This window comes from Arthrobacter sp. B3I9, assembly GCF_030816935.1.
Taxonomy (GTDB): Bacteria; Actinomycetota; Actinomycetes; order Actinomycetales; family Micrococcaceae; genus Arthrobacter.
The window spans coordinates 1,953,289-1,971,383 of the sequence record NZ_JAUSYO010000001.1 but is presented as its reverse complement, the minus strand read 5'-3'; the positions used below and the strand labels follow the sequence as shown (position 1 = coordinate 1,971,383).

At 68.4% G+C, this 18,095-nt stretch carries 15 protein-coding genes, 2 tRNA genes and 1 pseudogene; 3 read left to right on the top strand and 15 right to left on the bottom strand.

Annotated elements, in window-relative coordinates; all coding sequences use genetic code 11:
- Positions 1-91: 91 nt before the first annotated feature.
- Genes QFZ65_RS09240 through QFZ65_RS09230 form a run of 3 tightly spaced genes read right to left on the bottom strand, consistent with a single transcriptional unit; the run spans position 92 to position 3,641 of the window.
- A complete protein-coding gene (locus QFZ65_RS09240) occupies positions 92-1,495 on the bottom strand; it encodes a cyclopropane-fatty-acyl-phospholipid synthase family protein (protein WP_306909821.1) in 1,404 nt (467 codons plus the stop codon).
- The gene (locus QFZ65_RS09235) at positions 1,492-2,223 is read right to left on the bottom strand and encodes a DUF1365 domain-containing protein (protein ID WP_306909820.1); all 732 of its coding nucleotides are present in this window, start codon (positions 2,221-2,223) and stop codon (positions 1,492-1,494) included. Before QFZ65_RS09235 ends, QFZ65_RS09240 begins: the two co-directional genes overlap by 4 nt.
- Positions 2,220-3,641: an NAD(P)/FAD-dependent oxidoreductase gene (locus QFZ65_RS09230; RefSeq protein ID WP_306909819.1), complete on the bottom strand. Its 1,422-nt coding sequence runs from the start codon at positions 3,639-3,641 to the stop codon at positions 2,220-2,222. The genes QFZ65_RS09235 and QFZ65_RS09230 overlap by 4 nt, the downstream gene beginning before the upstream one ends.
- A gap of 200 nt (positions 3,642-3,841) precedes the next feature.
- Between QFZ65_RS09230 and QFZ65_RS09225 the strand changes: the two genes are divergently transcribed.
- A complete protein-coding gene (locus tag QFZ65_RS09225; protein WP_306909818.1) occupies positions 3,842-4,753 on the top strand; it encodes a LysR family transcriptional regulator in 912 nt (303 codons plus the stop codon).
- Positions 4,754-4,843: 90 nt separating this feature from the next.
- Positions 4,844-5,350 (top strand): DUF2004 domain-containing protein, encoded by a 507-nt coding sequence (locus QFZ65_RS09220; protein WP_306909817.1) that lies wholly within the window; start codon positions 4,844-4,846, stop codon positions 5,348-5,350.
- A gap of 191 nt (positions 5,351-5,541) precedes the next feature.
- Here the strand turns inward: QFZ65_RS09220 and metE are convergent.
- Both metE and QFZ65_RS09210 read right to left on the bottom strand, forming a co-directional pair.
- Positions 5,542-7,904: pseudogene (gene metE, locus QFZ65_RS09215) on the bottom strand (5-methyltetrahydropteroyltriglutamate--homocysteine S-methyltransferase).
- Between the two features lie 45 nt (positions 7,905-7,949).
- Positions 7,950-8,933: a methylenetetrahydrofolate reductase gene (locus tag QFZ65_RS09210; RefSeq protein ID WP_306909816.1), complete on the bottom strand. Its 984-nt coding sequence runs from the start codon at positions 8,931-8,933 to the stop codon at positions 7,950-7,952.
- 439 nt (positions 8,934-9,372) lie between these two features.
- On the opposite strand from QFZ65_RS09210, the gene QFZ65_RS09205 reads away from it, so the two are divergent.
- On the top strand, positions 9,373-9,570 hold the full coding sequence (locus QFZ65_RS09205; protein ID WP_306909815.1) for a hypothetical protein: 198 nt from the start codon (positions 9,373-9,375) through the stop codon (positions 9,568-9,570).
- A 46-nt stretch (positions 9,571-9,616) separates the two neighbouring features.
- On the opposite strand, the gene QFZ65_RS09200 is transcribed toward QFZ65_RS09205, so the two are convergent.
- The 10 genes from QFZ65_RS09200 to QFZ65_RS09155 all read right to left on the bottom strand — a co-directional run bounded on the left by QFZ65_RS09200 (position 9,617) and on the right by QFZ65_RS09155 (position 18,079).
- Complete coding sequence (locus QFZ65_RS09200) at positions 9,617-10,819, bottom strand: ROK family transcriptional regulator (protein ID WP_306909814.1); 1,203 nt, start codon at positions 10,817-10,819, stop codon at positions 9,617-9,619.
- Positions 10,820-10,955: 136 nt separating this feature from the next.
- Positions 10,956-12,113 carry a methyltransferase gene (locus tag QFZ65_RS09195; protein ID WP_306909813.1) on the bottom strand — a complete coding sequence of 386 codons (1,158 nt, stop codon included), beginning with the start codon at positions 12,111-12,113 and terminating at the stop codon, positions 10,956-10,958.
- A 23-nt stretch (positions 12,114-12,136) separates the two neighbouring features.
- A complete protein-coding gene (locus QFZ65_RS09190) occupies positions 12,137-13,315 on the bottom strand; it encodes an NAD(P)-binding domain-containing protein (protein ID WP_306909812.1) in 1,179 nt (392 codons plus the stop codon).
- 134 nt (positions 13,316-13,449) lie between these two features.
- Positions 13,450-13,522: transfer RNA gene (locus QFZ65_RS09185), tRNA-Ala, on the bottom strand.
- A gap of 175 nt (positions 13,523-13,697) precedes the next feature.
- Positions 13,698-13,770: transfer RNA gene (locus QFZ65_RS09180), tRNA-Ala, on the bottom strand.
- Between the two features lie 150 nt (positions 13,771-13,920).
- Positions 13,921-14,322 carry a ribosome silencing factor gene (gene rsfS, locus QFZ65_RS09175; RefSeq protein ID WP_306909811.1) on the bottom strand — a complete coding sequence of 134 codons (402 nt, stop codon included), beginning with the start codon at positions 14,320-14,322 and terminating at the stop codon, positions 13,921-13,923.
- An 84-nt stretch (positions 14,323-14,406) separates the two neighbouring features.
- The gene (locus QFZ65_RS09170) at positions 14,407-15,600 is read right to left on the bottom strand and encodes a hypothetical protein (RefSeq protein WP_306909810.1); all 1,194 of its coding nucleotides are present in this window, start codon (positions 15,598-15,600) and stop codon (positions 14,407-14,409) included.
- Positions 15,601-15,607: 7 nt separating this feature from the next.
- Positions 15,608-16,276, bottom strand: coding sequence for a nicotinate-nucleotide adenylyltransferase (gene nadD / locus QFZ65_RS09165; RefSeq protein ID WP_373427638.1), 669 nt, complete (start codon positions 16,274-16,276; stop codon positions 15,608-15,610).
- A gap of 55 nt (positions 16,277-16,331) precedes the next feature.
- Positions 16,332-16,571 (bottom strand): hypothetical protein, encoded by a 240-nt coding sequence (locus QFZ65_RS09160; RefSeq protein WP_306909808.1) that lies wholly within the window; start codon positions 16,569-16,571, stop codon positions 16,332-16,334.
- A gap of 80 nt (positions 16,572-16,651) precedes the next feature.
- A complete protein-coding gene (locus tag QFZ65_RS09155; protein WP_306909807.1) occupies positions 16,652-18,079 on the bottom strand; it encodes a glutamate-5-semialdehyde dehydrogenase in 1,428 nt (475 codons plus the stop codon).
- Between the last annotated feature and the right edge of the window lie 16 nt (positions 18,080-18,095).

Sequence of the window (18,095 nt, the reverse complement as noted above, 5' to 3'; positions counted from 1 at the left end):
GCGGCGGACACCACATGTAGTGTCCGGAAACACGAAGAAGGCGGACACTGTGCGGTGCCCGCCTTTCGCGTTGCAACTCCCCTGCCCGGCCCTAGCCGGCGGCAGGCTTGTCCAGCACGATCTGCTGGACGTCCAGATATCCGGTCTCGAAGCCGGCGCGGCAATAGCACAGGTAGAACAGCCACATCCTCTGGAAGATCTGATCGAAGCCGAGGCCGCGGACCTCCTCTGCGCGGGCCCCGAAGCGCTCCTCCCAGAGCCGCAGCGTCTGCGCGTAGTGCTCGCCCATGGCCAGCCTTTCCCGGACACGGAGGCCGGTCTGCTTCTCGGTGATGTCCTCGATGGCCCGCACCGAGGGGATCACGCCGCCCGGGAAGATGTACTTGTGCACCCATGTGTAGCCGGACCGGGTGGCGAGCAGCCTGTCGTGGCTGATCGTGATGGCCTGGATGGCCACCTTCCCTCCCGGAGCGAGGACCCGCTCGATCGTCTGGAAGTACGTGGCCCAGTACTCGTAGCCCACGGCCTCGATCATCTCCACCGAGACGACGGCGTCATACTCGCCCTCCACCGCCCGGTAATCCTTGAGCTCGATGGTGACAGCGTCGGCGTAGCCGGCGTCGGAAATCCGCCGGCGGGCGAGCTCCTGCTGCTCGCTGGAGAGCGTGACGGAGTACACGGTGGCGCCGCGGGCGGCGGCCCGGAGGGCCAGTTCGCCCCAGCCGGTACCGATCTCCAGCACCCGGCTCCCCTGCCCGACGCCGGCCTTGTCCAGCAGGCGGTCGATCTTCGCCCGCTGCGCGGACGCCAGCCCGTCCCAGCCGACGCCCTTCAGGGCCTGCCCGGATTCCGGGAACAGCGCGCTGGAGTAGGTCATGGTCTCGTCCAGAAAGGTGGCGAAGAGCTCGTTGGAGAGGTCGTAGTGCCGCGAGATGTTCGAGCGGGTGTTCTGCTCGGTGTTGCGTTCCTTCCGCGGCTGGCGTGGAACATACAGGCCCCGCAGTCTCTGCAGCGGCTCCGGCACGAGGGTCCCGACCCGCGCGGCAAAGACCTCCATGACCGCGGTGAGGTCGTCGGCATCCCAGTCGCCCGCCATGTAGGACTCGCCCAGGCCGATCAGGCCGCCCTCACCAAGCCGGGCGGCGAAGGCCGCGGGCCGGTGGATGGTCATCACCGGGTACGCATCTCCCGGTGTCTGCCCGGGCGCGCCGTCCGGCGAGGAGGGCTGCCCCAGGACGCTGCCGTCGGGATAGCGGACTTCGAGCGGAAGCCGGCGGACGGCAGCTTTGAAGATGGCGTCCGCGGCCCGGCCCGCAACCCGGGCCAGGAGGCCCGAGGGAACCGTGGCGATGGCGGGCCAGAGTGCGGCGTCCACGGTGCGGGGGGCCCCGGGCGCTGCGTATGGCACCCGGCCCCGGACAGTGGCGGGCCGTGCAGCGGGTGTTGCCGCTTGGCCGCGCCCTGCGGCGGATCCGGTCGCTTCGGTGATTGTCACTGAACTGCCTCCTGTGCGGGATGGTGTGGTCTTTTGATGACGGGCAGCCGGCGTGCCCAGAGCTTGATGCCCTGCCAGCGGATCTGGGCGCTCACCCGCAGTGGCGCCAGCGGGACCGCGAGCGCCGTGGCGAGAATGGCCATGACGGTGGCCTCGCGCCGTTCGCCGTCCATGGTGGCGACAAAGGGCTGGTGCCCCTCCCGCTCCAGGACGATCGCGACGGCAAGCCGTTCCCCGGGTACCGGCAGTTTCATCCGGTACTCGCCGTCGACCTCGTTGAACGGGGAGACGTAGAAGGCCTTGGGCACGCGGGCCCGGCCGGCGCTGTCCGGTTCGAGGACGTAGCAGTGCCGTTCACCATAGGTGTTGTGGACCTCGGCGACGACGCAGCGCAGCTCCCCTGCCGAGTCGTGGCACCAGAACAGGCTCAACGGGTTGAACACGTGCCCCAGGACGCGGGCACTGGCCAGCATGCTGATCCGTCCGCCGTCGAGCGCGATCCCACGGGTGGCCAGAAAGCGTTCCACGTTGCCGCGCAACGTGCCCTCGGGATCACCAAGGTGGTCGCTGATCCGGAAGCCGGCCAGCGGCCGAAGCAGGAGCGGCAGCGCCGGGAGGTTGTCGACGTCGACATACCAGCTGTAGCTGCGGTAGGTGAAGGCACTGCGGAGCGGGGTGCGCCGCACGTGGGCGATGGACGTGCGGTAGATCGCTGCAGTTGCGCTCATGCGCCCTCCCCGGATACGGCCATGAGGTCCGGATCAGCGGGAACGGCCCGGTCCTGCTCATTGAGCACGACGGCGGGCCCGTCCCAGTCGCGTCCCAGCCGCGCCGCGGCCCGGACGCCGGCGAGCGCGCCGTCCTCGTGGAAGCCCCAGCCCTGGTACGCGCCGGCAAAGGCCAGGTGGTTGTCGCCGAGCTCCAGGATCAGCTGCTGGGCCCGGACCGAATCCGGGGTGTACTGCGGATGCTCGTAGACCATCCGGTCCAGCACGGTGGCGTCTGCAATGAGCTCGGACTCCCCCAGGCTCACGATGTAGGGCCGGCCGTCCGCCGGTTCAAGCCGCTGCAGGCGGGTCATGTCATAGCTGACCAGCACCTTGTCGGGCCGCGCGTCGCAGGACGGCAGGCGGTAGTTCCAGGAGGCTTTGGCGTTGCCGCTGGAGGGCAGCACGGCGTCGTCGCGGTGGAAGACGGTGTGGTTGACCGAGTACGGCATCCCGCCCAGTGCTTCCTTCTCAGCGGGCGAGGCATCGCTGAGCATCCGCAGCGCCTGCTCCGGATGGGTGGCGATCACGACGGCGTCGAAGTTCTCGGTCTTGTTGGTGTCCGGGCCGTGCTTCGTGGTCAGCTCCACGCCGCCGGGGTGGCGGCGGACACCTGTGACGGGGCTCGAGAGGCGGATGTCCGGCAGGGTGGCGGCGAGCTTGTCGACGTAGCTGCGGGAACCCCCGGTGACGGTGCGCCACTGGGGTGAGCCCGCAACGCCGAGCAGGCCGTGATGCCCCAGGAAGGTGAAGAGGTACCGGGCCGGGTAGGCCAGCGCGGTAGCGGGGTCGCAGGACCAGACGGCGCTGACGATCGGGGTCATGAAGTGCGAGATGAAGTAGGCGCTGAACTTCTCCCGGGCGAGGAACTCCCCCAGAGTCAGTTTCGCCGCGGCGGCGGGGGTGCCGGGAGCGCCCGCGGCGGGCTCCGTGGCGGCAAGCAGGGCGCGGGCCCGCCGGTAGAAACGCAAGACCTCCAACAGCATCAGCAAGTACCGGCCGCGCAGCAGCGTGGACGGCCGCGGCAATATGCCGCGCCCGTTGGCCCGGGCGCCGGCGTATTCCAGCCCGCAGCCGTCGCAGCGGACGGACATGCTCATTTCCGACTCCTGGGTCTCGACGCCGAGTTCGGCGAAGAGCCGCAGCAGCGTGGGGTAAGTGCGCTCGTTGTGAACGATGAAGCCCGTGTCGACGCCCAGGACGGAGCCGTCCGCCTGCGGCACGTCGTGGGTGTGGGCATGGCCGCCCAGCCGGGAGTCGGCCTCGAAGAGGGTGACGTTGTCCTTCCGGTTCAGGACATAGGCGGCGGTGAGTCCCGCCACCCCGCTGCCGATGACGGCTATGCGCCGGCCCTCCGGAATTCCTGGTTGTTGCGGCACTGATCTGCTCCTGTCGGCTTACCGGACTCGTCCTGGTGAATCGTTGTATGGACAATTCGGGACAGCCGGGCAGCCGGATGAGTATGAATTTTCCGCGGGGTGCCTCCCGGGTCCTTCGCCGGTAAGCGCTCCCCCGACCTCCCGCCACCCGGGTGTGCCAGAATGAAGCGGGATTTCAGCTACCAGGCGAAGGGCAGTCCGTGATCAACCCCGTCCATCTGCGGACCCTCGTTGAGGTGATCCGGCTGGGTTCCTTTGCGGCGGCAGCAGGCAGGCTCGGCTACACGGCGTCGGCCATCTCGCAGCAGATGTCCGCCCTCGAACGCGACACGGGCGTGGTCCTCTTCCAGCGTTCGGCCCGCAGCATCCAGCCCACGGAAGCCGCCGTCGTCATGACCCGGCACGCCGCGAAGGTGCTCACGGACATCGAAACGCTGCTGGCAGCAGCCTCCCGGACGGAGACGGCCTCAAGCCAGGAACTGAGGCTCGGCATCTTCCCGAGCCTCGCCACCTACGTGCTGCCCCGGATCCTGCAGAATCCCGCGTGGAAGAAGCTGGGAATCGACCTGCGCGTCTCCGTGGCCGAGCCCGCCCAGACCATCCAGGGCCTGCGTACCGGGGGCGAATTGGATGTGGCCCTCGTCTACCAGGTGGGACAGTCCGGCCTCGCCTGGCCGCACACCATTAACCGGCAGTGGATCGGGGACGACAACTTCCGGGTGGTGCTTCCGGCCGCCTGGGGAATCGGCACGGAGTCGAAGGTCGCCGCGGACCACCTCTCGGACATGCCCTGGATCATGCACCACCCGGGCACGAGCGATGCCACCGTGATCGAGCGGCTCTTCGCCAGCTGCAACCTGCACCCCCGCGTGGTGGCGTACAGCGACGACTTCCACGCCAGCCTGGAGATGGCGGCCGCCGGGCTCGGCGCCGCCCTGGTTCCGGAGCTTGCCCTGCTTCACCGCCCGGCCGGCGTCGTGGTCCTGGACGTCCCGGAGATCCGGCTGGCCCGCAATGTCTTCGCCCTGCTGATCAACGACAAGCAGTCGGCACAGGTGCAGCTGTTCATGGAGCTGCTGGGCGACACCCTGCACTGGCTCGGCGAGAACTAGCGTCCCCGCGCCGCCCTGGCGGCCGCTGCGGTCCCGGACAAAAGCCTGCCAATGCTGGAACGGGCCGGGTTTCAGGTCTATGTTGAAGATATGAACAAGGTAGCGAGCAAGCACTTCGGTGAGGTCGAGCTCAACCACGGCAGGGAACACAGCTTCAAGGCCCAGCATGAAGTTGCGGGCCAGACCGTGGAGCTAGATCTCAACGTCAATGCGCATGACCACTTCGACGAAGCGGCCCTGCGCAAGGTCGACTACCGGCTGCGCTTCCTGCCCGAACTCGTGGACCAGGTCCGCGACATGATCGCCGAGGAGCTGGAACAGGACGGCACCAGCCCGCAGGAGTACCGGCACTTCCACTGCAACGCCATCAAGAGTGAACACCTGCAGAAGGTGTTCGGCGTCCAGAACCCAAGCCAGTTGACCGACGAGGTCTTCCTCAAGGCGCTGAAGCTGGGCCATGTGGGCATCTACCCGGGCCAGCCGGAACGCTACTTCGTGCTGGACTTCACCCTGGGCGCGCACTTCACCGACGAGGTCCTGGTTGCCTCCGCGGACGAGGACGGTGTGGTCGACGACGAGATCGTCTGGGAGCCCTGAATCGATTGCTCCGCAACTGCCCTTTTGAGCCCTCAAAAGGGCAGTGGGCCCAACGCCGGCAGGGTTCCCTGGCCGAGCTTGCGAGGCGAGGGAGCCGGTGGGGAGCAATCGATGGTTAGAACGTACGACGCCGGCCGGTCACCTTTGCGAAGGTGACCGGCCGGCGTCGTTATTCGGGCTGCTACTGGCTGCTACTGGGCCGCTTCGAGCAGGCCCGCGCGGACCGTCCTCGTGGCGGAGACCAGGTTGCGCAGGGACTCCTCGGTCTCGGCGTAGCCGCGGGTCTTCAGGCCGCAGTCCGGGTTCACCCAGAGCTGGCGGGACGGAACGTGCTTGACGGCGGTGCTGAGCAGTTCGGTGACTTCCTGCTCGCCCGGAACGCGCGGCGAGTGGATGTCGTAGACGCCCGGGCCCACGCCGCGGCCGAAGCCGTGGGACTCGAGGTCGTTCACAACCTCCATGCGGGAACGGGCCGCCTCGATCGAGGTGACGTCGGCGTCGAGGCCGTCGATCGCGTCGATGATGGCGCCGAACTCGGAGTAGCACAGGTGCGTGTGGACCTGGGTGCTGTCCCCGGCGCCTGAGGTAGCCAGCCGGAAGGACTTCACGGACCAGTCCAGGTACGCGGCCTGGTCGGCCTTGCGCAGCGGCAGCAGCTCGCGCAGGGCAGGCTCGTCCACCTGGATCACCTTGATGCCGGCGGCTTCGAGGTCGGCGATCTCGTCACGGAGGGCAAGGGCCACCTGGTTGGCGGTCTCACCGAGGGGCTGGTCGTCGCGGACGAAGGACCACGCGAGGATGGTGACCGGACCGGTGAGCATGCCCTTCATCGGCTTGTTGGTCAGGGACTGCGCGTACTGGGCCCATTCCACGGTGATCGGGGCGCTGCGGGTGACATCGCCCCACAGGATCGACGGGCGGGTGCAGCGCGATCCGTAGGACTGGACCCAGCCGTGGACCGTGACGTCGAAGCCCTCGAGGTTCTCCGCGAAGTACTGGACCATGTCGTTGCGCTCGGGCTCCCCGTGGACCAGGACGTCGAAGCCAAGCCCTTCCTGGAGTTCGACGACGCGCTTGATCTCGTCCTTCATGAGCTGCTTGTACTGTTCGCCGCTGAGCTCACCTTTGTTGGCGCGGGCCCGGGCGGTGCGGATCTCGCCGGTCTGCGGGAACGAGCCGATGGTGGTGGTGGGAAGCGGCGGCAGGTGCAGCGCCTCGGTCTGCGCGGCCTCGCGGACGCCGTAGTCGGAGCGGCTGAAGTCGGCGTCGGTCAGGGCGGCGGTGCGGGCCCGGACCTCTGCACGGCGGACGCCCTCGGCGCCGGCGCGGCCGGCGATGATGCGGGTTGCCTCGTCGATGGCCGGCTGCACATCCCTTGTCTGGACACCGGTGGCGGGGTCGGTGAGCAGGCCGGCCAGAGTGACCACTTCGACGGCCTTCTGGTCCGCGAACGCGAGCCAGCTGCGCAGCTGCTCGGAGAGCTGGGTCTCCTCCTCGACGTCGTGCGGTACGTGCTGGGTGGAGGTGGAGGTGCTGACGGCGATTTTACCGACGGACTTTTGCAGTTCGGCGATCTTCTCTGCGGAGGCGGCGAGGTCGTTGCGCCAGATGTTGTGGCCGTCCACGACGCCGGCAACCAGGGTCTTGTCGCCCAGCGCGGCCAGTGCGGCGGCCGAAGGGACCCCGCCCTTGAAGACGTCCAGGTGCAGGGCGTCGATCCCGGCGGCGGCAAGGGTTCCGAGCTGGCCGTCGAGGGCGCCGTAAGGAGTGGAGACGAACAGCTGCGGACGGTCCGCGACGGCGGCGAGGGCCTCGTAAGAGCGGGCGACGGCGGCCTGGATCTCCGACGCCGGGGTGTCCTGGTCCACCACGAGGGCGGGTTCGTCCAGCTGGACCCAGCTGGCGCCGGCGGCGGCGAGCTTCCCGAGCAAAGCGGTGTACACCGGGAGGACGTCCTCGAGGCGGGACAGCGGGCTGAAGCCGGCCGGGGCGTCGTCGGAGGCCTTGCTCAGCAGCAGGAAGGTGACCGGGCCGACAAGGTACGGGCGGGTCTCTCAACGCCGTTGGCGAGGGCATATTCAAACTCCTCGACGATCCGGTTGGACGTCAGCGTGAAGCTGGTCTCCGGGCCGATCTCGGGGACGAGGTAGTGGTAGTTGGTGTCGAACCACTTGGTCATTTCCAGCGGCTGCTGGTCCTTGGTGCCGCGGGCCAGGGTGAAGTAGCCGTCGATGTCGAGCTGGCCCTCGGCGTTGAGGAGCTGGCCGAAGCGGGCGGGCACGGCACCCAGGTGGGCGGCGGCGTCGAGCACCTGGTCGTAGTAGGAGAAGGTGCCGGGAACGGCGGCGGCTTCGGTGAGGCCCAGTTCCTGGAGGCGCTTGGCGGTGCCGAGCTGGATCTCCTTGGCGGCGGCGTCCAGGGCGGCGGCGTCGATCTTGCCGGCCCAGTAGGCCTCGACGGCCTTCTTCAGTTCCCGGCGGCGTCCGATACGCGGGTAGCCCAGGATGGAGGCACCCGGGAACGGAGTGGGGTTGGCAGTGTTGTTTTCAGTCATGGGAGGTCCTTGGTGTTGGGAGTTCGAGGAAAAGGAAGGGGGTGGCTAGCTGGCGAGCTGGCGGGCGGCAATGCGCGGCTCCGGGCTGTGCCGGACGGCACCGTGCGCCGTACGGCGCGGGCGGGGCAGGGCGAGCCTGTCCAGCACATCAAGCGCTGCCGTGTGTTCATTGAAGGTATAGAGGTGGATGCCGGGGGCCCCGGCGTCCAGCGCCGCGTTGGCGAGGTCAACGGTGGCGCCGACCCCGATCCGCGCCCGTTCGGCGTCGGATCCGGCGGCGGCGAGCCGCTCTATCAGTTCCGGGGCCGGTTCCACGCCGGTCAGCTCGCTGAGGCGGGTGAGCCGCCGGATGCTGGTCAGCGGCATGACGCCCGGAATGATGGGGATCGTGACGCCGGCCCGGCGCGCACGGGTCAGGAGGTCCGCGTACTGCTCGGTGTGGAAGAAGACCTGGGTGATGGCGAAGTCGGCACCGGAACGCTGCTTGGCGAGCAGCACCTCGATGTCATGCGCCTCACTCGGGGATTCCGGGTGCCGGGTGGGGTACGCGGCGACGCCGACGGCCACCTTGCCGGCACACAGCAGGGCCGAGCGGCGCTGCTCCACGCGGCGGATGAGTTCGATAAGGTCCTGGGCGTAGCGCAGCGATCCCTCGGGAGGAACGCCGCCGTCCTTGGGCTGGTCACCCCGCAGGGCCAGGATGCCGCGCACGCCGACGTCCAGCAGTTCACCGATGATTTCGGCGAGCTCCTGCGGGGAATTGCCCACGCAGGTCAGGTGCGCCAGCGGCCGCAGGGTGGTTTCCTGCACGAGGCGGTTGATGAGCTCGACGGCGGTGTCCCGGTTGGAACCGCTGGCGCCGTAGGTCACGGAGACATAGTCCGGGCTGGTGGCTTCCAGTTCCGCGATGGTGGTCCATAGCGATTCGGCGGCGGCGGGAGACCGCGGCGGGAACAGCTCGTAGGAGAGCGCCACGGGGGCAGCTCCGGCAAGATTGGGATGGGTCTCGATATGGCTTGGTGGTGACATTTGCGTCCTTGGCTGTGAACACTGCCGCCGGATGGCCCGAAACGTGGGCTCCGGCGGGAGTGAATTGAGTTTGGGGAACACGGAGGGAACTTCGGCAGGACGCAGCCGCGACTGGTACGCCTGGAACGAAGTTGTCCGTGAGCAAATGTCAGGCCCACATGGGGGCACCCACACCCTCCTGGGCAGCCCGTGATTTCCAATGGGCTGGCCCTCTGCGGAGGATCGCTGACACGTTACCTCGGTAACTTGTATAGAACTCTAGGGGCGGCGGAAGGCCCATTCAAGCCCCTCGTCGAATTAAGACGCGGCTTTACGGCAGTTAGCGGTCCCCGGCAGAATTTTGTTCGCAATTACCGAGTACGGCCCGGGGCGGCCGCTGGCCCACAATAGCGGGGCGGAGCACTCCCCAACCCATGCAGTGCGGGTCTATCCTTTTGCCATGATCCAGCTTCCAGCAAGTTACCAGGAGTATCTCTTCGGCAAGAGCGAGAGTTTCATCAACGCGGTCCGGCCCGTGCTGATGCAGTCCGCGGCCGACAAGTCGCATGGCGTCCGCGTGGTGTTCCATCCCCACGACCACCAGGCCCACGTCGATGAGACCATCCCCTTCGGCACCATCCTGGAAGACATCGACTGAAGGCGCGCCTAGCCCTCGAGCAGGCCCCTATCCCTCGGTCAGGCGCCTAGCCCTCGAGCAGGAGGCGCTGGGACCGCGGGGCAAGCGTGTGTTCCAGGACGAGGCAGGCGGCGCCCACTGCCCCGACGTCCTCGCCGACGCCGGTTCCGACCACCTCGACGGCGTGGATCTTGCGGGTGTCGCTGTTCTCCTCGATCATTCCGGGAATCCGGGCCAGGTAGGACCGGGAGAGGCCGCTCCAGAACGGACCGCCGAAGACCACGCGGTCCACATCCAGGGTGTTGGTGACCGCCGAAACGGCGCGTGCGACCAGCACGGCGGAATGTTCGATGATCTCCATGGCTTTCGCGTCCCCGGCATACGCGGCGGTGCAGAGTTCGGCGAAGCTCTCCTGGACGGCGGGGGCGCTGCTGTTCTGCCGCGAGCCGTCAAGGACACCGGCCGCAACACCCCGGGCCACCAGCACCTGCGGGATGCAGGAGGACTTCACACAGCCGCGCTTGCCGCAATCGCAGGGCGGACCGTCCGGGTCCACGATGATGTGACCGATCTCGCCCGCGTTTCCCGAGGTGCCCCGCACCACTTCGTCATTGAGGACAATGCCGCAGCCGATCCCCGTCCCCATGTACACGAACACGAAGCTGCCGGTACCGCTCGGGCCTCCCGCCCACGTTTCGGCGACGGCGGCGCTGGTGACGTCCTTGTCCACCAGGGTGGAGAGACCGGTAGCCGCCGCGAGGGCGTCCCGCAACGGAACCCGGTGCCAGCCGAGCAACAGCGGCGGGTCGACCACGGTACCTTCCTCCAGGTCGATAGGCCCGGGCGATGCCACGCCCATGCCCGCGATCCTGGCACGGTCCACGCCCGAGTCTTTGATCAGCCGCTGGATCTCGCTGGCGATGGTGTCAATGACGGCACCGGGATCGGAGCCGGAGGGCGTGGTGATCCGCGAGTGCTTGACCACCGCCCCCACGAGGTCCAGCAGCACGAAGGTCAGCACGGCGGGATCCAGGTGGACACCCACGGCGTACATGCCGGAGGGATTGAGCCGGAGCATGGTCCGGGGCTTGCCCGGGCCGCCGCCCTCCTTACCTGCTTCGACGATGAGGCTCTGGTCCAGCAGGCGGCGGGAGATGTTGGAGATGGTCTGCGGGGACAGCCCGACGATCTGCGCCAGCTCCACGCGGCTCAGTCCTCCGGGGGTGCGGCGGATGGCGTCGAGGATGACGGTCAGGTTGAAGTCACCCATCCGGGGCAGGTTGGTACCGCGCCTTGGCGATGGCTGGCGGATCTCAGGCACTGATTCCCCTCATCGTCGTCGGCTGCGGACTGCTTATCCCAGAATCGTACGTTACGCACTGTTGCCCGCCCACTGACCGGCGGCCTTATTCTTCGGAGGTTTTGCGGGTGCTTGCCGTGACCGTGAATTTCGGGTTCCGCCCCACCTCGCGGGTGGGTCCGACTAGCCGCTCAAGCGCCGGCCGGTAGTGCAGGTGGCTGTTGTAGACCGTCCAGAGTTCCCCGCCCGGGGCCAGCACCCGCCCGGCGGCCTCGATCAGTTTGATACCGGCACCGGCGTGGACGGCCGCGCCGACGTGGAAAGGCGGATTCAACAGGATCAGGTCCGCGCTTCCGGCCGGCAGCGAGGCCATGGCGTCGTCCTGGAGTGTTTCGATCTGCTGCCCGAGACCGTTGGCCTCAGCGGTGGCCCGGGCCGAAGCGACGGCGGCGGCGGACTGGTCGGTGGCGGTGATCCGGGCGCCGGGATTTGCCTTGGCGTACATCGCGGCGAGGATACCGGTGCCGCAGCCGAGATCGACGGCATGGCCTGCCGCCGGCAGCTGCGGCAGGAACTCGAGAAGGAACCGGGTGCCGATGTCCAGCCCCGTGCCGGCAAAGACAGCGCCGTACGCGCACACCGTGAGCCCCAGGTCCGCGTTCTCCTGGCCGACCGGGAAGGGCGGCGCGGCCGGAACCGCTTTCGGGCTGCTCGCTCGCAGGATCCGTGACTTCTGCCTGGCGAGCTGGGGCTGGACATCCCCGAAGTAACGTTCCAAGACCGCGTTCATGCCCAGGCTCATGTGCTTGACCCGCCCGCCTGCCAGCAGCACCACCTCGGGCGCGGCGTAGCGGGCCACAGCGTCGGCGATTTCCTCCAGCTCGGCCAGCGACTTGGGCAGCTGCAGAAGCACGACGGCGGCCCCCTCCAGGAGTGCCGGTCCGAGCGGGTGCTGTTCGAAGCCGCCCGGCACGCCTCCGCCCCGCAGGCCGAGGGAGTCGGCATTGTTGCGCAGCGCGCGTTCGCCGGTGACGAGGTCCTGGTGGACGCGCACTGGTCCGGCAGCGCCGAGGGACAGTGCGCCGAGGGTCAGGGCGCCGTAGCGGTCCCCCACCACGGCCAGCCGGGTGCCGGGCGTCAGCAGTCCGGCCGCGGTTTCCAGCAGCAGCCTGTCCGTGGCGTCCCAGGCCTGGAGGTTGGCGGCCTCGACGTCCGGAAACCTCCGCAACCGGGAAAAGAACGATTCGAGATTGGTGTCCGCCACGCGCGAGCTGCCGCCTTGTCTGTTCAGGCCCGCATCTTCTGGTCAGGCCCGGGCGTTGAGGAGCCCTCTCGTCCAGGGCCTGTACCCAACTTATCCTGCTCCGCGAACATCCTGAGGATTCCCGTCACCGCGGCTCTGCCCGCCCGGTTGGCCCCGATAGTGGACGATGACGGACCGTAACCCACCAGGTGGACGCGCGGCTCGGCAGCCACCTGGGTGCCGTCCATCGCGATGCCGCCGCCGGGACCCCGCAGGTGCAGCGGCGCGAGGTGCTCGAGTTCGGCCCGGAAGCCGGTGGCCCAGAGGATGACGTCGGCGGCGAGGAACCCGCCGTCGGCCAGCCGGACTCCCCCGGGTTCGATCGCTGTGAACATGGGGTGGCGCTCGAGCACGCCGCGAGCGGCCGCGGCACGAAGGGCCGGAGTCCTGATCAGCCCTGTCACGGACACCACGCTCTGGGGCGGCAGCCCCTGCCGGACGCGCTCCTCGACGAGGGCGACGGCATCATGTCCCGCCTGCCGGTCAAACTCGGCGTCCCTCCACACAGGTTCGCGGCGGGTAAACCATGTGGTCGTTGTCACCTGCGAGATCTCGTCCAGCAGGCCCACGGCGGAGATGCCGCCGCCCACCACGATCACGTGGCGGCCGCGGAACTCTTCTGCCGAGACGTAGTCCGCGACATGCAGCTGGCGCCCGCGGAAGCTCGCGCGGCCCGGGTAGATGGGCCAGAACGGCCGGCTCCAGGTGCCGGTGGCGTTGATCAGGGCGCGCGCGGACCAGCTGCCCCGGGAGGTGGAGATCCTGAGCCGGCCGTCGCAGCTGTCGTCCTCGCTGCGGACCGCGCGCACCTTGACCGGGCGCAGGATGGCGAGCCCGAGGTGCTCCTCGTAGCCTGCGAAGTAGCGGGTCAGGAAGCTTGAGCTCGGCTCGTCCGGGTCCACTCCGGGCTGCGGGATGCCCGGAAGGTCGCTGATGCCGTTTACCGTCGCCATGCGCAGGCTCCGCCAGCGGTGGCGCCAGGCCCCGCCGGGTCCGTCTTCGGCGTCGAGCACCACGTACGTCGGGGCCGGCGCTTCCGGCTCCGCAGCGGTGCCGGTTCCGGCAGGGACGAAGCCGCGGCGCCGCAGGTGGTAGGCGGCCGAGAGTCCGGCCTGCCCGGCGCCGATCACGACGACGTCGGCTGCCAGAGGTGCCTCGCTCACCTTGCAATGCTAGCCCGGCCGGGGCCAGGACAGCACGACATGGCAGCCGGTGAAGCAGCCGGTCACCCTGTCACCTGGCGACGTCCCGGCCGTTAAACAAACGAGGTCCCGCTCGGTGAGCAGGACCTCTTCGGTGGAGCTGAGGGGACTCGAACCCCTGACCCCCTGCATGCCATGCAGGTGCGCTACCAGCTGCGCCACAGCCCCGAACATTGCTGGGAAGAACCAACTTCCCGGAAGCAACCTGTTTATCTTAAACCACATTCGCGGCAGACGCGAATCGGCACGCGGCGCCTCGGCCATAGGGCGGACAACCCGCACGCTAGACGACTGGGGCACAAAAAAATCCGCCGGAATCTTTCGATTCCGGCGGATTCGCGGGTGGAGCTGAGGGGACTCGAACCCCTGACCCCCTGCATGCCATGCAGGTGCGCTACCAGCTGCGCCACAGCCCCATATTTTCGTTGCTCCGCCCCGTCGGCTTACGCTTCCGGGTCCGGTTGTTTGTCCGGATTTCTCCGAAGCAACTCAAATATCTTAGAACAGCCTTTCGGAAAATTCCAAATCGGGCATATTCGCGCTTTCCGCCGGGCGCTACGGAGAGCCTACTCCGATTCGGAGGCGGCTGCGGCCTTCGTCGATGCGTGCTCGGCGAGCTGCAGGTCCACGACGGGGCAGTCTTTCCACAGGCGTTCGAGTGCGTAGAAAACGCGGTCCTCCTCGTGCTGGACGTGGATGACGACGTCGGAGTAGTCGAGCAGGACCCAGCGTCCGCCGGAGCGTCCTTCGCGGCGGGTCGGCTTGAGGCCGAACTTGGTGAGTTCTTCTTCGATGCCGTCCACGATCGCGTTGACCTGCCGCTCGGAAGGGGCTGAAGCGATCAGGAAGACGTCGGCCAGGGCCAACCGCTCGCTGACGTCCAGGGCCACGATGTCATTGGCGAGCTTCTCGGAAGCAGCGCGGGCTGCGTTGCGGGCTGTGGCGATGGATGATTCTGTTGCAGTCACGGGACTCCTTGTTGGGGTAAAACCTTTGGGGCAGATGCTTGAAGGGAAACGGGGCGGCGCGGCGCCGGAAGAAGGCCGGGCCAACTATCCCGCGAGGCCGGTAATGATCAGGGTGATGCCGGCAATCAGGGCGAGGATCCCCAGCGCCGTCACACCGACCTGCACTATGCGGAGCCGTCGGGCCCGGCTGAGGCCTGCGGTGGCTGCGTCGAGCGGATCGAGACCATAAGCGGAGTTCGCTGCCACCGGATTTCTCCCCGCAAACTCCTCCTCCGCCGCGTTGGCCACCGCGGCGGGCGGCACCGCCGGGTCCGCGCGTGTAGCGGCCGGGGGCGCGTCTTCGGCGACAGCCTCGCCGCTGGCCGGCATACCGGCACGGCCTGTTGCCGGGACGGTCCGCTGCCGGGAGGCGCCGGGATGGCGCCCGCCGGACTTCCGGGGGCCTTCCACCCGGGGGCCGGGATGGGTGACGACCGGTACGTGCGACGTGGCAGGGCGCTTCATGACAGGCACCTCCACGCCGGGGATGTGCTCAAATTCCATAGGGGTGACCATGGCCAGGTTGCTGGCGGCGGACGGGTCATTCCGCGGCGGGGCCGGCTGGCTGGCCTGTTCGGCCAGCTTTTGCTTCGCTGCGGCGCGCCGGTTCAGCACGGCGATCCGTTCGGCCAGGGCAATCTGCTCGGCCAGCACCTCGGGATCGACGGCGTCCGGGTCAGTAGCCACGATGTGCTTCATCTTGGCCAGCTGGTTGTGTGCCTGCTGGGCCAGAAGCTCACGGGCCGCGAGGGCCTGCTCGGCCGTCATCCCGTCGGGCTGTCCTTCGGGGCCCGGGGCGCCGAGGTCAGCGGCGGGAACGGTCAGGCTGGCCCCGGTGGCCGGGGCGGTTTCCGCCGCCAGCTGCATCAGCCTCAACTGGCGGCGCGTAGGGGGCCCACCGGCTGCCAGATTGCCTTCTTTTTCGGCGAGTTCCTTGATGGTGCGCAGCGCAGCACGGTCCCGCGCGCGGATCTGCGAGGACCTTTCGGCCCCCACCGGGGTCCGCACGTAGTCCACCGGGCCGTCGGCCACGCGGCGGCTCCGTGCGGTGATTTCAGCGGCGGTAGGCTCACCGGGACCAGCCGGTGTGCCGGCTCCGGCCTGCGGGGCCGGTGGTTTTGAGGCAGGTCCAACCGCGCCGGGAGCCGCGGTGCCGGGCTCCCGGCCCGCTTCCAGGCGTTCATCCCGAGCCTGGCGGAGTTCGCGGCGGCTGCGGATGGGTGGTTGTTCCTGACTCATTCCCGACTCATTCAGTGCTGGCGTGTTCGTTTACTGGGGCTGCCCGGCTGTACCGGGCCGCTTCATTCTCTGCTTCAATTCCGTCGGCTGTTCCCGCCGGATCCGCCACGGGGTCCGGGTCGTCGTCGTACAGGCCGTATTTGGCGATGTACTGGACCACGCCGTCGGGCACGAGGTACCAGACGGGATCGCCGGCCGCGACGCGGGCACGGCAGTCCGTGGACGAGATGGCCATGGCCGGGACTTCGAGCAGGCTGACATCCTTGCGGCCCATGCCGTCAAGCACATGGCCGGGCCGGGTGACTCCGACGAAGTGCGCCAGGGACCACAGCTCGTCGATGTCTTTCCAGGAAAGTATCTGGGCCAGGGCGTCCGCGCCGGTAATAAAGAACAGATCCGCGTCGGGCCGCAGCGTGTGCAGGTCCCGCAGCGTGTCGATCGTGTAGGTCGGGCCCGGCCGGTCCACGTCCACCCGGCTCACCGTGAACCGGGGATTCGATGCCGTGGCGATGACGGTCATGAGGTACCGGTGCTCGGCCTCGCTGACCTTCTTGCTCATCTTCTGCCACGGCTGGCCGGTGGGCACGAACACGACTTCGTCCAGCTCGAACTCCGCAGCAACCTCACTGGCGGCGACAAGGTGCCCGTGGTGGATCGGGTCGAACGTTCCGCCCATCACTCCGAGACGCACGCGGCGCTTGGCGCCGTCCTGCTTTCCGGTCACGGAAATATCAGTGGCCCTGGCCGTGGTCGTGCTTGTTGGGGTGCTGGCGGTGCGGGTCCGAGTGCTCCTCGACGGCGGTGTGGCGCCGGCCGAGGTTGGAGTAGGACAGCGTGATGAACATCAGCAACAGCAGGACTGCGAACATTGCAGCGCCGATGACGAATGGCGGTGCAACGAGCGGCGCGAGTTCCTCGTGGCCGGACTCGCCGGCGGCGGCGACGATTGTGGCGATCTGCTGCGACAGCATGTTCTCCCCTAATGACTTCAAGAATTGACGACGGCGGTTCTTCCCGCCGTTCCGGACTTCTGTTCCATGTTACAGCGTTGCTAGGCCCTGATCTGGCCCTCACCCTGGACGATCCACTTGGTGGTGGTCAGCTCGGTGAGTCCCATCGGGCCGCGGGCGTGCAGCTTCTGGGTGGAAATGCCGACTTCGGCGCCGAGCCCCAACTCGCCGCCGTCGGTGAACCGCGTGGACGCGTTCACGATCACGGCGGCCGAATCAACTTCGGCGATGAAGCGCTCCGCGTTGGCGAGGTCGTTGGTCAGGATCGCCTCGGTGTGCCCGGTGGACCACGTGCGGATGTGCCGGACGGCGTCATCCAGGCTGTCCACCATAGCCACGGCGAGGTCCAGGTCCATGTACTCGGTGGCCCAGTCGTGGTCCGTGGCGGGGACTGACTCGATGGACGCCGGCAGTGCGGCCCGGATCCGTTCGTCGGCGTGGAGGGTGACGCCGGCGGCTCGGAGGGCGGCGGCGACGGCGGGCAGCACGGTGGAGCCCGAGTGGACCAGCAGGGTTTCGACGGTGTTGCAGACGCTGGGGCGCTGGGTCTTGGCGTTCAGCAGGACTTCCACGGCCATGTCCTCGTCGGCGGAGGCGTCGAGGAAGATGTGCACGTTGCCCTCCCCCGTCTCGATGACGGGGACCGCGGCGTTGGTCACGACGGACTGGATCAGTTCGCGGCCGCCGCGGGGTATCAGGACATCGACCCGGCCGCGGGCCCGCATCAGGGCGTTGGCGCCTTCGCGGCCGTACTGGTCCACGGTCTGCACGGCGTCTGCCGGCAGGCCCACCGATTCCAGTGCGTCCCGGAGGATGGTCACCAGGGCCGCGTTGGTGGCGGCAGCGGCGGTGCCGCCGCGCAGGATGACGGCGTTGCCGCTCTTGAGGCCTAGCCCGGCGATGTCCACCGTGACGTTGGGGCGCGCCTCGTAGATGGCGCCGACGACGCCCATCGGCACGTTGATCTGGCGCAACCGTAGCCCGTTGGGGAGCGTCTGGCCACGCACCACGTTCCCCACGGGGTCGGGAAGAGTGGCGAGGTTTTCCAAGGCGCCGGCGAGGGACTTGATCCGGGCGTCGGTGAGGGTGAGCCGGTCCAGCATGGCCGCGGACGTGCCATTGGCCCGTCCCGCAGCGACGTCCTTGGCGTTGGCGGCGAGGATCTGGCGGCTGCCCTCGAGCAGCGCGGCCGAAATCGCCCGCAGGCCCCGGTCCTTCCAGGCACGGTTTGCCCGGGCCATGCGGCGCGCGGCGTGGCGGGACCGGTCCGCGATGGCGTTGACGGCGGCCTCCACGTCGACAGTTTCGCCGGTTTCTGCGGCGTTTTCTGCCGCATCCTGACCTGCGGGGACCTCGCGGGCGCCCTCCGACGGTCCGTCGGCAGGAACCAGGCCGTCGGCAGGAATCAGGCCGTCGGCGATCAGCTTGTCGGCGAGCACGGCAGAGCGGGGGGTCAGGGCCTCAGTCATGCTTCCAGTTTAGGTG